Here is a 13416-nt window from a genome sequence, read left to right as displayed (position 1 = left end):
ATGAAAAAGATCTGCGTAATCTCCATGATCTGCGAGAAAAATAATAATAGATCGCTTGCTGAAAAACCTCATATTGAGCGAAGTCGAAATATTTTTGCGTTTTCCCATCATCAATTGTATAAACAATATTGAGATTGCTTCACCTTCGGTTCGCAATGACTTTTTCCAACACCTGCCATGACAAAAAAAGAAACGGAAGGCTTTTGCCTTCCGTTTCCACATTATAAAATTAATAGTTTATTTGTTAAAGTTTTCTGCAAAGAATCCTAACATCGACTTGTAAAGTTCTATTCTGTTTGGTTCTTTTCCAAATCCGTGTCCTTCATCATATTTTACCATATAAGGAACTTCAAAACCTTTAGCACGCATAGCTTTTACAATCTGATCAGACTCATTGATATTTACCCTTGGATCATTAGCTCCCTGTACTACAAATAATGGTTTCTTGATTTTGTCTATCTGGAACACCGGAGACACTTCTTTAGCAATTTTTGCTTCTTCAGGATTATCAAGATCATACCAGATCTGTTTTACCATTTCTTTATAGGGTTTCCAGTATTCCGGGAAGGAAGCAAAGAAGGTAAATATGTTGGATACTCCTACATAATCTACTCCGCACGCGTACAGATCCGGAGTTTTAATCAGTCCCATTAAGGTTGCATATCCACCATGACTTCCTCCATAGATGGCTACTTTATCTTTATCTACCCATCCCTGGCTGATTGCATATTTTACACCATCTTCTACATCATCCATTGCCTTTCTTCCAATTTGCTTATAACCTGATTTCTGGAATGATTTACCATAGCCTCCGGAAATTCTGAAATTGACCTGAAGGGTAGCATATCCACGACTTGCAAATAATTGCGCTTCCGGGTTGAATCCCCAGCTGTCTCTGATCCCCTGAGGACCACCGTGAGGATTCACAATCATTGGAGCTTTTTTGCCGTCCAATGCTGCTTTAGGCAGTGTGATATATCCGTGAATAGTAACTCCGTCTCTGCTTTTGAATTCAATAGGTCTCATTTCAGCCATATCTTCTTCCTTCAGCTGAGGCATCAGGTTGTAAAGAAGTTTGGTCTGTTTCGTTTTTGTATCATATTCATAATAGGTTCCATAAAGCTTGTCACTTCCCACAACAACTAAGAGCTTATCATTGTTATCATCTGAAGAAGCAATACCGAACTCTTTGCCCCCAAATTGAGATTTTAATTGGGCATCAATTTCCTTATAAAATTTACTTACCGGAACAGTCTCTCCTTTTGTTCCTTCGTAACTGATATAATCCAGTTCATAGTTTCTGTTTTTACCAGCTGTGCTTAATGAGCTTACATCGTACACAGGATTCGAATAGATTTCTTTAATCACTGCATTTTTCTTTAGATCATACAGAACGATTCTCGCTTTATCACTATCCAGATTCGTTACAACATATGCTTCATCTTTATTTTTAGAATTTTCATTAAATTCGATGATTCCAAAGGTATCAGACCAGTCCGCAGATTTAATCAGATTGAATTTCCCTGTCTGCAGATCTTTATAATAGGTTTTTGTTGTCAGTCCGTTTTCCAGAACGCTGTAGCCTCTCAGATTTCCATCTTTATCAAAAATATAATCGTCAATAGGGCTGTTTACATTCTTATTTTCATACAACTGGGTGGTCTCTCCGGTAATATAATTGATTTTAAAAGGTTCAAAAATCTGCTTATTGTTCTTATTCATAGTAACCACAACAAAGTCAGTATCTTTTACAGGAATTATAGAACCTACTTTAACTCCCTCAAAGGGTGTCAAATCCTTTTGGTTTCCTCCATCAATATCTGTAGCATACAAATGAATATTTTCGTTTCCTCCTTTATCCTGAGTATAAAAAAGACGTTTTTTATTCAGCCAGCCGTAGCCTTTGATCAGATCGTCTTTTTCTACGATAGCTTTGGTCGCTTTTCCCGTACTTAAGTCTTTTACATAGACATGATTTTTTTTGTCCTGATCTTTTTCTTTATAGGAAAGATATTTTCCATCAGGAGAGATTTTAAATGCTGAGGCTTTTGGTCTTGCAAAGTAATCTTCCACTTTGTATGTAAAACTTCCTTTATCATAAGAAATAAGTTTTTCAAGATTAGCCTTGGAAGATGGCAAAGTAGGATCTCCCGGCAGCTTGGCTGTAGAGCTTTGTGCGTTGATCATCATAGTAGATAGTACAATAATGGCTGTACCGAAAATTTTGTGATTTAGGTGCATAACTTCTGTTTTTAAGGTTAAAGTTATAGAAAGCACTTATTTTTAAAACAATAAAAAATAAATGCACTTATACAATAAGACACATTACCCCTATAAAACGTTACACTATTTTATCGATTAATTTAAAAAAAATGATTTTATTAAAAAAGACAGCCTTATTAGACTGTCTTTTACTTAGTGTAAATAAATTCCAAAATACCAGGTCCAGACTATTAAAATAATCTGCATGGGTATCCTTTGATAATAAAGATATTTCATCCCGGGACCTGTATGATCTGCTTTAAAAATATTAATCTTTTTTCTGGAAGAATTGATATTGGCAATAAAAACCAATACATAAAAAATGATCAGTAAAATTGCTGTTATTTCACGAATGGCCGGAATCATAAGACCAATTCCTGCTGCCATTTCAAGGACTCCTGTACAATATACCCAAAACATTTTTGCAGGCATAAAATCAGGAATCATCATCGCCATTCCTTTCTGAAATTTAAAATGTGAAAGACCTGTAAACAGAATAAAAACAGCCATTCCCAGGTTACCTGAAAATATAAAATCCGGTTTTCCCTGAAATAAAAAAGTTCCCAGCAAAGCCAGAATAAATGTTACGAAAAGAATTACTAATAGTTTCATATTTTTTAGGTGATAGGGATTAGGGAAGATAGTTAATCTTTTTATACTGAGGTTAAATTGACTCCTTCGGCAAGGCTTTTTACAACCATCAATCCTTTTGTAAAGCCTGTATTCATATGGTCCTCCCATTGTTTTTCAACATGAACTTCGGCATGAAGTTTTGTTTTTCCGTCAAAATCGATGAGAAAATACTTTTCAAGACTGCCATTCCACTCCATGACTTCTTTGCTTTGTGTATCCTCATTACCGTCTTTATCTACCATCCCAAGATGTTTGAATACGATCTGATTGGGTTCATCCAGACTGTCAATAGTAGAGACCATTCCTTCACCGTGAGCATTCAGAAAATAGGTTTTGCCTCCTACTTTCCAGTCGGATTTCATGATGGATCCGGCACCGAAATACAGGGTCCATTCACTATATGTTTCAGGGCTCCAGAGAATGTCCCAGACTTTCTGTAATGGAGCATCAATTATTGTTTCGTATGATAAGGTTTCCATATTTTATATTTTAATGATTTGTTAGAATATTTTATAAACCTCCTTCATGCATGACTACAGCTGGTTTTCCGATAAGTGCTTAACAATAAGCATCGCTTTCGGAAATTTCTCTTCAAAAAATTCTTTAAACTCTGCAGGAGTCTGAATTTCTACTTTCAATAATGTTCCTTCTTCGTTCTCCTCAAGAAAATAGGCTTCTGTTGCCTCACCCCAGTCCTGAGCCACTTCAATGCCTTCATAAATTTCGCCAAGATGCAGAAATTTTATTTCCTCATTAGGGATTACTTTTTCTACCCGGCTGTACATTCCGTTGTTTTTGGGATCCAAAAATTTAATGATACTTTTCTCTTCAAGAGCTCCTTCGTAAAAAGAACCCTCTGTAAAAGCTGTTGTCCATTGCCTGTAAGTGATATCTGACCAAAGCACACTCCATACTTTTTCAGGTTCGGCATTAATTTCTATTTCGTATGATAATTTTTCCATATATTTTTTTAAGGTTTTAGGTTGCAGATGATTAGGCTGGAGCGCGTTTGAGAGAAAGTTGTTATATTACTACTTCTACCTTTTCTGGCGAAATGAACGGCTACAGCCTGTCCGGTACCGCTGTCTTCTCCAGAAATAACTGCTTTTTTACCCAGCAGCTTCCGGCTTCCGTTATAATCGTTCCGGATAATTTCCGGAAACACTACTTCTTTAGGTACTTTTGACTTCGATTTTGATTTGCTCTGTGTTTTCATAAGCAAATCTCTTCTCTACATCATATCAAACAATACGCCGAAAATAATTTAAGAATGATAAGCATCTTCCAAATCCTGGATGATGATTCTCTGCATTTTCATCATGGCCTGCACTACTTTATAAGCTTTTTCCTGATTGGAATCGTTCATGAGCTGAATAAGTCTTTTAGGTACAATCTGCCAGCTCATTCCATATTTATCTTTTAACCAGCCACACATACTTTCTCTTCCTCCATCTGCCGTCAGGGTATTCCAGTAATGATCAGTCTGCTGTTGGTCATCAGTCATTACAACCAATGATATTCCTTCATTAAAATCAAACTGATGATCGTAAGAATTATCCATGCAGAATAAACTGTAGTTGTCAATCACAAAATGGGCATGCTGAACATTTTCTGCCGGTTCTGGTATATCATGCCCTTCACTTCCTGCTCCATAGGTCAATATATTTCCTATGCTTGAGTTGGGAAAAGTACGGGTATACAATTCTATTGCTTCTTTTGCTTTTCCGTTATTCTGATGGATAAACATCAAAGTAGGAATTATTTTCTGATCGCTTGCTTTTTCACCCAAAAACAGCTGCCACGTTACGCCATATTTATCCTGAACCCAACCGTACTTTTTGCTCCATGAATAAGAACCCAGTTCCATCAGAGCCATACCGCCATCCAGTAACTGATCCCAGTATTTCTGAACCTCATCTTCTGTCTCACAGATCACCATGAAAGAGATAGAAGCATTTTTTTTAAATTGCGGACCTCCGTTCAGAAGCATCAGCCTCTGTCCAAACAGATCAACATTCATCACTACAGGGGTATCTGCCGTAATTTCGCCTCCAAAAACTTTACAGTAAAATTCTGCAGACTGCTTGGCGTCTCCGTCATACCAGAGACATGGGAAAATATCTTTATTCATAATTTTAAATTTTATTTAGGGCAATATGTTTATTCTATTTTTCACAAAAACATAGAGCAGGCGAAACTTTATGCCTTTGCAGTTAAAAGAGACAAGTCGTTTTTATCAGCAAGGGCATAAAGTTTCGTTTATATAGTGTTATACTTCCTTAAAGCCTACCTGATTTTCTTTCATATAGTTCTTCAGTTTCACCATCGTGTTTTTCCCGAAACCATGAAGCTGCATAATTTCTTTTTCAGAATAATCCGACAATTTTTCTAAAGAATTTATTTTTTCTTTTTCTAAAGCTCTTCTTGCAGGTATTGCAATAACCCCATGAAGAAATTCTTCTTGAGGGTCATAATTAAAAGTATAAATGGAATTTAAACTCTTTGACATGATAACTAAATTGATCATGGCTACAAAAAAATATAGTTAGTGATTCTCAACATATTTGTGGAAGTTGTTAAGAATGGCATACCAGCCATCTCGCTGCATTTCCACGGAATTTTGCTTTTCGGGCTCGAAAATCTCAATGACTTTCGTTGTATTTTCATCTATTTTATCGAAAACGACTTCTACTTTACGTCCGTCTTCAATATGATATTTGATGATTTCATGAGGAATAATTTCATCATATACTCCTTCAAAATCAAATCCGAAGCTTTTGTCTTTAGCTTCCATTCTATTTTTAAATTTACCACCTACCTTAAGGTCATTTTCAGAACTAGGGCACTGCCAGCTTTCGTGAGCGAAATTCCATTTTGTGATATGTTTTGGCTCATTGAAATAATTCCAAACCTTTTCAACCGGTGCTAAAATTGTAATGTCTATTTTAATTGGATCCATAGTTCTATTTTTTTAAAGTTTAAATAAAGAGCTGCAGCTGTCTCAAAAGTCAAACAATTGGGTTTCCGTCGTTCTAATAAAGGAAGAATCTTATTGATTTCCAATTATATGTGATTCTTCACTCCATTCGCAGACCTTCTCTGCGTTCAGAATGACACTTTTGAGACAGCCTCATCTCTTTTATCATTAGTTAAATATAGGATTATTTTGCATATTCTTCATTATAGTTCACCATCCAATGAACACCATATTTATCCTGAAAGCAACCAAAATAGTCTCCCCAAAACTGATCTTCAATCGGCATTTCTACATTTCCACCGTCAGAAAGTTCTTTGAAAAGTCTGTCTGCTTCATTTCTGGAATCGGGGAAAATAGAAACATAATTGTTGTTCCCTACGGTAAGGGTCTGTCCAAATCCGGGTACAATATCAGATGCCATTAAAAGGTCGCCCCCAATAGGCAGTGCGATGTGCATTACTCTGTTTTTTTCTTCTTCAGAGAGGTTTTCGGTGCCTGGAGCATTTCCCATTTTATGAATTCCTCCGACGAATTCACCTCCAAAAATAGTTTTGTAAAAATTGAACGCTTCTTCAGCTGTTCCGTCAAAATTTAGATACGGATTTAATTTAGCCATGATTTTAAATTTTAAAGTTATTATTATAAAGTAAAGGTTCTCCTATTGATCCATTAAGGATTGATTAATTTACTATGAATAGTAAGCAGAGTTTTAATTTAAAAGGGAATCAATCAGCATGATTTACCTTCACTCAGCATACTATTTGAAAGGTTTTAATGGGTTAAAAATTTTTCTACTTCTTTGACTGTAAAGTCTATTAAATTTTCATCAATACTTCCGTCAAAGTCCGGCATCATATATACGCCATGAGTTCCGGGAAGGATCATTAATCTTGAGTTTTTCACCAGACGCCACATCGCTGCTGCGTGCTCCGGTTTCATAACGTCTCTATCTCCACTGATGAATAATGCGGGGGATTGTATGGAAGCCAGCACTTCATCATTCCAATCTTCAAAAGTCTGCATCCTTCTGCAGTCTTTCTCAAAAAGGTTCTCCAGCTTTGAAAAGTCCGGATTGAGGTTTAAAAAATTAATTTTGAAAGGCTCCGGCATAGATTCAAATGTTGCTTCCTGCATTCCTTCAAAAAACCCATCTATCATTCCGTTTCTTTTATAAAATGCTGAGGCCACAACCAATTTTTCTACGATTCCCGGATGGCGATGAGCAATCTGCATCACCGTATTTCCACCGTTGCTGAATCCCCAGAACGAGGCTTTTTTAATGTTGAGTTCTGCCAAAAGTCCGGCAACATCATCAGCATCCTGTTCAAATGTTTCAGGAATATCGCGATGCTCACTTCGTCCATGATTCTGCAGATCGATTCCTATTAGCTGAAAGCTGTTCTTCAGTCTTACAATAACCTCTTCAAAATCGTACAGGATAGAAGAACCTCCTCCATGTACCAGAACCAAAGGTTTTCCAGATCCATAGATCTCATAATACAATTGGATTCCGTTGACTTTCTTATAGCCTTTTTCTACTGGATTCATCGGTTAGTACTTAAGGTTTTCATCCACACCATACTTCATTCCCGGATAGTTTAAAATCCTGCGCATCAAACCTATCTGTCCGCATAGGTAGTCTTCACGGCCGATGCACATTCCTGCAAAATTGAGTTTTGTTTCTTTAACGAAAGGGATATTCATTCCTATTTCAAATATTTCGTCCAGTTCTTCATCAGTTACTTCAAAGAGTTTCTGATATACTTTTGCGGAGATGGCATGAAAATTCTCTTTCAGTTCTGCTAAAGTTGGATATTGAAAGCTTTCATCCAAAGCTTTTCCCTGGAAAAACAAGTCACTGTAAGGGTCTTCTTCCCGAAGTCCGAGTACCCAGCCTAAACCATAGCGCATGTTGACAAAGTTTCCGGCCATCCAGACAATATGATTGGTTTTATTTTCAATTCTTTTCAAAGCGTCTTCTTCCGAGATGCCTTCCAAAACATTCATAAAGCTTTGGGAATGCATTCTGTAAGCCGGAATAATGACTTCCATTTTTTTTGATTTTGGTGTGTCCATTTTTTAATTAGAGATTAGAAGTTAGAAATTAGAGGTTAGAGGGTTTGAGAAACGCAAAGACGCAAGGTTTCTATAAACTGTATTTTTTTAAGGCGCGAGGATTTTATCTTTGATGAAATTGTACTCTTCTAAAAGATAATGCCAATATTTCAACAATATACTTGTCATTCCGGGTAAAGCAAGAAATCTTGCTTATAATTTTCTCGCAGATCTTGGAGATTTTGCAAATGATTGCGGGTTATCATTTTGCTTAATCTGTTTTTCTCATTTCTGACAAGGCTAAGAATTTCAAAATAACAGGTTATTTTATTGCGCCTGGTTTTCCTAAAATTCTACGGAGATATCCCAGCTGTCCGCTGTGGTAAATTTCATGAAGACTTAGGGTTGAGATATCTTTAATCATTTCAGGTTTAAAGCTTTCAAGAGTATTGAGTTTTGCTTCCAGTGTGTCCTGAGATTGTTTCAAATACGATTTTAAATCTTCAAAGTTGATTAATTTATCTTTGTGATCTAAAGCAATTTCACCTCTGTTGTAAAATGAAAATTTTTCGCTGTCCCAAACAGATTCTTTTCCAAGAATATTCAGTAAAGGATTTCTTATATAGATCAAATGTCCAAGAATCCAGTTCATACAATTGGCTTCACCATTGGGAAAAATCATAGATTCTTCATGGGAAATGCCGTCGATATTTGAAGTAATCACATAATAAGTACTGGCTACCTGATTTTTTATGATTTCTATATCGTTTGATTGTGTTTCCATAGGGTGTGTATTTATGTGATGATAACAGATTACTCTGCAGGCATTTGAGACATATCCGCAAAAGTGATATTCCAACCGTGCCCATCCAGATCCCAAAAAGAATTCTGGTACATCCATCCGTAATCCTGAGGTTCTTCGTGCTGCCATGCCCCATTTTCTACCGCAGTATTCACTACCTGATCAACTTCTTCACGGCTATTAAGACCTACTGCTACAAGAACCTGGCTGGTATTCTCTTTGGTAACAGGTTTATTGGTAAAGGTCATAAAATATTCTTCCTGCAGAAACATCACATAGATGGTATCATTCAACACAACACAGGTTGCTTTATCATCAGAGAATTGCTCATTGATTGCAAACCCGACATTGGTCCAGAATTCTTTTGTTTTCTGCACATCTTTTACCGGAAGGTTCACATAGATTTGATTGACTTTCATTTTTTGTAATTTTTAGTGTTAAACTTTTAACCAAAATTACCAAGGTGTGATGAAAATCAACTTGTCATAAGGCAAGATTTAATTTTTCTTAGGATGGGAAACGATTTCTTTACGAATACGGCTCAGAGAAGTGTCTGTCACTCCCAGGTAGGAGGCAATCTGCTTTAAAGGAGCAAATTGTATGACTTTAGGTTTCTGTTCCAGGAGATTAAGGTATCTTTTGGTAGCTGAAAGGGTAAACATTTCTACAGAACGCTGTTTATAGGCAAAAAGTTCCTGAGACATCCAGGACCTCCCCCATTCTCTAAGGTTGGGGATTTTATGGAATAATTCCTGAAAGGTGTCATAATCTAGCTTCCAACATTCACAGTCTGTAATACAAACGATATTTTCCTGGGACCGAACCCGTTGAAACATTGATAAAACCTCGATAATGACTTCATTTTCGGTAAAAAAATGGGTGGTTACTTCATTTCCATTAAAATCATTAACATAGGAACGTGCCAGTCCGCTCTCAAGAATATAATATTCATTGGCTGTTTTTCCTTCTTCAAGAATGAAATCACCTTTTTGGAATGATGTTTTTTCATGAGCCTGAAATATTTCAGCAAGTTCTTCAGGGAAAAAGAAAGGAAAATCGTAACATATTTCCAGGGCTTGATTCGTCATTTGGTCAATTTTTTTTAAGTTTTTAAAAATAAAATTTTTAATTGAATTAAAGATAAAAAACATTAAACAAAGTCATTTAAGTATTCATAGAAGATTATCTATGATGCTGAAATAATAGATACTTGAAATTGGATAAAATTTAAACAGTTATCTAAAGTGCCGGACAACAGAACGACTTTAACCACCCCGTCAAAAATTCTTTGAATTTTCGCCACCCCTCCAAAGGATGGGAATAACTATTTGCCGATAATAGTAATCGCAAATTTTTAAAAGAAATAGGAAACTTAGAAGAGAGAAAGCTGTATGGATTTCGGAGGATTGGGTTTCTGAGCATCCCCAAACACTGTTTTTCCACCAAAACGCCAGGAGTTTTGTCTTTCTTCTTCAATGACTTCCTGAATATCAAAATCCGGAGTAAAATCTTTTTCTGCCGTGGCTACGATCTGGTGAAGTTTATTTAAAGAATTCAATTTATCAGAATTTCCCAGTTTGGATTTTTCTATTCCTTTTCTGAGAATACTGATACTTTCATCATACGTTTTGGTAGGAACCGGGAAAGGATGACCATCTTTACCCCCATGTGCAAAGGAAAATCTAGCAGGATCTGCAAATCTGGATGGTGCTCCGTGAATGACTTCACTTACCAAAGCCAATGACTGCATGGTCCTTGGCCCTACCCCTTCCAGCATCAGCAAATCTTCAAAATTCTGAGGCTGCTGCTCACGGGTGACATATAAAAGGGCACCTAATCTTTTCAGATCTACGTCGGAAGCCTGAACGTCATGATGAGCAGGCAGAATCAGTCTTGCAAAATCCTTCATTACATCTACTGAATCGGTATGAGAAATATCCAGAATTCCTTTTCTGTTGTCTGAAGCATCGGTATCGGTAAGATTGAGAATTCTTCCTCTTGAAATTCCATTAATTCCTGTATGAGGCTTTTCTATAAATGATGTAATGTTTTCAGAATGCCAGTGATACCGTCTTGCTGTTCCGTCTGATTCATGCATGCCCTGCTGAATGACACTCCAGTTTCCATTATCTGAAAGAATGAAATTGTGCAGATACAGCTGGTATCCATCCTGAATCGCTGTATTATCAACCTTTGCAGAAAGTTTGCTGGCTCTTACCAGATCTGTTCCGTTCAGTCCGGTTTTATCTGCAATTCTAATCAGTTCTGATGGAGTTTCCCTGGAAAGTTTGCCTTTTCCGCCACAGATATAAATTCCCAAAGATTGTGAATTGGGATTAATAGAACGTTTCAAAGCTCCCATAACGGAAGTGGTAATTCCCGAAGAATGCCAATCCATCCCCATCACTGCTCCAAAACTCTGAAACCAGAACGGATCTGCCAGCCGGCGCAATACCTCATCTTTACCGTAATCCATGAGGATGACTTCAATAATGGAAAGTCCGAGTACAGACATACGCTCGTACAGCCATGGCGGTACTTTGCCATAGTGAAGAGGTAGATCTGCTGTTCCGGAACGTTTCATTCTATTATTAAAATGTAAAGGTAAGTTTTATTCATCTTACTATTTGATGATCCGGATCATTAATTGCCCCCTTTAGAATCATCACCTATTGGATAAGACTTGTAAAAGAAAAGTTGACATCACGCATCTGCAGTTCATTTTTACCAGATTCGAGCTGTGCTTCTTTGGCATAAACAAACATTTGTTGTTCGTAAGCATTAATGGCTTCCGATATTGTTTGGTATTTTCCGTCCGTTAAATTTTCTGATAAAATTAAAGCATCTAACAATCCGGTATTCACGCCCTGTCCTGCAAAAGGCGGCATAAGATGTGCGGCATCACCAATCAATGTTACGGGCAGAGAACGGTTACTTTTCCACGGTTTATCTAATGGTATTTTCCGTGTTGGCAGCCCTACAAAAAAGGAAGTTGAACGGAATAATTGCTGATAAAGCTTACTCCATGATGAAAATCTTTCGGAAAGAAACTGACAGACCTCTTCTGTATTTTTAAAATCCAATGTACAGCCATCCTTCCATTCTTCAGGTTTTTTAAAGATAACGCCATAAGTCAAAGCTCCATTATTATACGGATTGGCTACTAATAAACTGCCTTCAAAAGCCGCCATTGGTCTTTTTCCATCACACCATTCAAAAAATTCGGGACATGCTTTCTCCGGCTCCGGAATATCTCCCTGAATAATAAATGTTCCGGTTTCTTCGACCTCAGCATCTGTCACGTATTTTTTTACTCTGGACATTCCTCCATTAGCACCAATGACCAGATCGGCAGTCACATCAGGTTTATCTTCAAAATGAAGCAGCCATGTTCCGTCATTTTCTTCCATCCCGGTAAAATTCATATCCCAGATTACTGTATGATCTGCCAGACTGCCAAGCAGCATTTCTCTCAGATGATTTCTGTTGATTTCCGGATTGTCGTATTGATTTTCGGGTGTAATTTTCTTTGTAAACAGTATATCACCCTGTTTGTCAGCAATATTGATTCCCATAGGCAATGCGGCAGCGTAATATTGATCAAGAAGTCCTGCTTTTTTCATGGCTTTCTGTCCCGATTGCTGATGAAGATCCAATGTTCCGCCCCAAACCCTTGTCTGCGCATTCAGATCTCTTTCATAAACAGTTACCTCAACGCCTTTATGCTGTAATAAGACTGCCATGGTTAAACCCACCGGACCTGCTCCGATAATGGCTATTTTTTTATGCTTAAGTGTCATAATTTTTGATGTATTGATTATGTCACAAAATTCAGGAATGCCATTGTATCAGGCTTGTACAAATGCGACAAAATCATTGTTTACAATCTGCTTCCTTTTTCTGGCCTCCCGGGCAAAAACGGCGGGTGTTGTACCGCTATACCGCCTAAATTCTCTGCTTAAATGCGATTGATCCGTATACCCAAATTCTTGTGCCAGAGCAGCAATATGAGCCTCAGGAGCATGCCACAATCGGTTTCTTATCTGTTCAAAACGCATAATTCCGGATACATCTTTTACAGTGTGCCCGGAAGATTGTTTAAACTTTCTTTCTAATGTCCGAACTGTTGTATGAGCCGAGTCGGCTATTTGATTCACAGGAGTAGCACCATAGTTTTTCCTCATGGCTGCTCCCGCTTTGAAGAGCAGACTGTCCATTGTAATGAGTTCGTGTAATTTCAGAAAATATTGTTCTATGTGAGAGATTGCTTCTTCTATCTTTCCTTGAGTAAGGAGGTCTTTTAATACAAATTGAAGCGCTGCCACAGGATGCTCGAATGTATGGACTCCGTTTTCGGTTTTTTCTGAGGAAAGGCTCAATAAGTCAAAAACGGCCCACGGAAAACACCTTACGCCAATAATTTCCAATTGGTTTTGAGCATAAAAAACAGCAGGCTGATTGAGCAGCCCCATGATAAACGGAGAAGGCAAAGCTTGAATATTCCCATCATGTAAAATACTGCATCCACTACCAAAATGAAAGATAATTTCAGCATAACCATCCGGCAGTACTGTAAATTCGGATGGTTTTTCTCCATAATCCCTTTTGTTGTACCAAAAGCATTTGATGGTATCTTTTAATTCTTCCGGGACTTCAAATTCCTGATGTATATTGGAAAACATAGTGT

Annotated in this window: 17 protein-coding genes; all 17 read right to left on the bottom strand. The window is 37.3% G+C overall.

What is annotated here, in order from left to right; translation table 11 throughout:
• Positions 1–237: 237 nt before the first annotated feature.
• Positions 238–2241, bottom strand: a complete 2004-nt coding sequence (locus C1634_RS12245) for a S9 family peptidase (protein WP_103233812.1) — start codon at positions 2239–2241, stop codon at positions 238–240.
• A 174-nt stretch (positions 2242–2415) separates the two neighbouring features.
• On the bottom strand, positions 2416–2874 hold the full coding sequence (locus C1634_RS12240) for a DoxX family protein (RefSeq protein WP_109738487.1): 459 nt from the start codon (positions 2872–2874) through the stop codon (positions 2416–2418).
• A 41-nt stretch (positions 2875–2915) separates the two neighbouring features.
• Positions 2916–3374 (bottom strand): SRPBCC family protein, encoded by a 459-nt coding sequence (locus C1634_RS12235; RefSeq protein WP_103233803.1) that lies wholly within the window; start codon positions 3372–3374, stop codon positions 2916–2918.
• 54 nt (positions 3375–3428) lie between these two features.
• Positions 3429–3857 (bottom strand): SRPBCC family protein, encoded by a 429-nt coding sequence (locus C1634_RS12230; RefSeq protein WP_109738486.1) that lies wholly within the window; start codon positions 3855–3857, stop codon positions 3429–3431.
• Between the two features lie 8 nt (positions 3858–3865).
• A complete protein-coding gene (locus tag C1634_RS12225) occupies positions 3866–4111 on the bottom strand; it encodes a hypothetical protein (protein ID WP_394337099.1) in 246 nt (81 codons plus the stop codon).
• A 48-nt stretch (positions 4112–4159) separates the two neighbouring features.
• Positions 4160–5026, bottom strand: coding sequence for a VOC family protein (locus C1634_RS12220; protein ID WP_103233229.1), 867 nt, complete (start codon positions 5024–5026; stop codon positions 4160–4162).
• 138 nt (positions 5027–5164) lie between these two features.
• A complete protein-coding gene (locus C1634_RS12215; protein WP_228410065.1) occupies positions 5165–5404 on the bottom strand; it encodes a helix-hairpin-helix domain-containing protein in 240 nt (79 codons plus the stop codon).
• Between the two features lie 36 nt (positions 5405–5440).
• Complete coding sequence (locus tag C1634_RS12210) at positions 5441–5854, bottom strand: SRPBCC family protein (RefSeq protein WP_109738485.1); 414 nt, start codon at positions 5852–5854, stop codon at positions 5441–5443.
• A gap of 202 nt (positions 5855–6056) precedes the next feature.
• Positions 6057–6488 carry a VOC family protein gene (locus C1634_RS12205; RefSeq protein ID WP_103233231.1) on the bottom strand — a complete coding sequence of 144 codons (432 nt, stop codon included), beginning with the start codon at positions 6486–6488 and terminating at the stop codon, positions 6057–6059.
• 155 nt (positions 6489–6643) lie between these two features.
• Positions 6644–7420, bottom strand: a complete 777-nt coding sequence (locus C1634_RS12200; protein WP_103233232.1) for an alpha/beta fold hydrolase — start codon at positions 7418–7420, stop codon at positions 6644–6646.
• A gap of 3 nt (positions 7421–7423) precedes the next feature.
• Positions 7424–7948 carry a hypothetical protein gene (locus C1634_RS12195; RefSeq protein ID WP_103233233.1) on the bottom strand — a complete coding sequence of 175 codons (525 nt, stop codon included), beginning with the start codon at positions 7946–7948 and terminating at the stop codon, positions 7424–7426.
• A 301-nt stretch (positions 7949–8249) separates the two neighbouring features.
• Positions 8250–8711, bottom strand: coding sequence for a hypothetical protein (locus C1634_RS12190; protein WP_103233234.1), 462 nt, complete (start codon positions 8709–8711; stop codon positions 8250–8252).
• A 29-nt stretch (positions 8712–8740) separates the two neighbouring features.
• Positions 8741–9148, bottom strand: coding sequence for a VOC family protein (locus tag C1634_RS12185; protein ID WP_103233235.1), 408 nt, complete (start codon positions 9146–9148; stop codon positions 8741–8743).
• 78 nt (positions 9149–9226) lie between these two features.
• Positions 9227–9817, bottom strand: a complete 591-nt coding sequence (locus C1634_RS12180; protein WP_109738662.1) for a Crp/Fnr family transcriptional regulator — start codon at positions 9815–9817, stop codon at positions 9227–9229.
• Between the two features lie 284 nt (positions 9818–10101).
• Positions 10102–11313: a DUF763 domain-containing protein gene (locus C1634_RS12175; protein WP_103233236.1), complete on the bottom strand. Its 1212-nt coding sequence runs from the start codon at positions 11311–11313 to the stop codon at positions 10102–10104.
• A gap of 85 nt (positions 11314–11398) precedes the next feature.
• Entirely contained in the window at positions 11399–12529 is a 1131-nt protein-coding gene (locus C1634_RS12170; RefSeq protein WP_109738484.1) for an FAD-dependent oxidoreductase, read from the bottom strand.
• A 48-nt stretch (positions 12530–12577) separates the two neighbouring features.
• Positions 12578–13411, bottom strand: coding sequence for a helix-turn-helix domain-containing protein (locus C1634_RS12165; RefSeq protein ID WP_103233238.1), 834 nt, complete (start codon positions 13409–13411; stop codon positions 12578–12580).
• Between the last annotated feature and the right edge of the window lie 5 nt (positions 13412–13416).

This window comes from Chryseobacterium viscerum (assembly GCF_002899945.2).
GTDB classification, from domain to species: domain Bacteria; phylum Bacteroidota; class Bacteroidia; order Flavobacteriales; family Weeksellaceae; genus Chryseobacterium; species Chryseobacterium viscerum.
Note: the sequence above shows the minus strand (reverse complement) of the source record. Positions and strands in the feature narration are given on the sequence as shown.

What these genes read in the sequence shown, in the direction of transcription:
- C1634_RS12205 (WP_103233231.1), bottom strand. Translation starts at nt 6,488, where the DNA reads ATGGCTAAATTAAATCCGTATCTAAATTTTGACGGAACAGCTGAAGAA.
- C1634_RS12215 (WP_228410065.1), bottom strand. Translation starts at nt 5,404, where the DNA reads ATGTCAAAGAGTTTAAATTCCATTTATACTTTTAATTATGACCCTCAA.
- C1634_RS12195 (WP_103233233.1), bottom strand. Translation starts at nt 7,948, where the DNA reads ATGGACACACCAAAATCAAAAAAAATGGAAGTCATTATTCCGGCTTAC.
- C1634_RS12225 (WP_394337099.1), bottom strand. Translation starts at nt 4,111, where the DNA reads ATGAAAACACAGAGCAAATCAAAATCGAAGTCAAAAGTACCTAAAGAA.
- C1634_RS12245 (WP_103233812.1), bottom strand. Translation starts at nt 2,241, where the DNA reads ATGCACCTAAATCACAAAATTTTCGGTACAGCCATTATTGTACTATCT.
- C1634_RS12210 (WP_109738485.1), bottom strand. Translation starts at nt 5,854, where the DNA reads ATGGATCCAATTAAAATAGACATTACAATTTTAGCACCGGTTGAAAAG.
- C1634_RS12175 (WP_103233236.1), bottom strand. Translation starts at nt 11,313, where the DNA reads ATGAAACGTTCCGGAACAGCAGATCTACCTCTTCACTATGGCAAAGTA.
- C1634_RS12240 (WP_109738487.1), bottom strand. Translation starts at nt 2,874, where the DNA reads ATGAAACTATTAGTAATTCTTTTCGTAACATTTATTCTGGCTTTGCTG.
- C1634_RS12170 (WP_109738484.1), bottom strand. Translation starts at nt 12,529, where the DNA reads ATGACACTTAAGCATAAAAAAATAGCCATTATCGGAGCAGGTCCGGTG.
- C1634_RS12200 (WP_103233232.1), bottom strand. Translation starts at nt 7,420, where the DNA reads ATGAATCCAGTAGAAAAAGGCTATAAGAAAGTCAACGGAATCCAATTG.
- C1634_RS12235 (WP_103233803.1), bottom strand. Translation starts at nt 3,374, where the DNA reads ATGGAAACCTTATCATACGAAACAATAATTGATGCTCCATTACAGAAA.
- C1634_RS12220 (WP_103233229.1), bottom strand. Translation starts at nt 5,026, where the DNA reads ATGAATAAAGATATTTTCCCATGTCTCTGGTATGACGGAGACGCCAAG.
- C1634_RS12165 (WP_103233238.1), bottom strand. Translation starts at nt 13,411, where the DNA reads ATGTTTTCCAATATACATCAGGAATTTGAAGTCCCGGAAGAATTAAAA.
- C1634_RS12230 (WP_109738486.1), bottom strand. Translation starts at nt 3,857, where the DNA reads ATGGAAAAATTATCATACGAAATAGAAATTAATGCCGAACCTGAAAAA.
- C1634_RS12190 (WP_103233234.1), bottom strand. Translation starts at nt 8,711, where the DNA reads ATGGAAACACAATCAAACGATATAGAAATCATAAAAAATCAGGTAGCC.
- C1634_RS12185 (WP_103233235.1), bottom strand. Translation starts at nt 9,148, where the DNA reads ATGAAAGTCAATCAAATCTATGTGAACCTTCCGGTAAAAGATGTGCAG.
- C1634_RS12180 (WP_109738662.1), bottom strand. Translation starts at nt 9,817, where the DNA reads ATGACGAATCAAGCCCTGGAAATATGTTACGATTTTCCTTTCTTTTTC.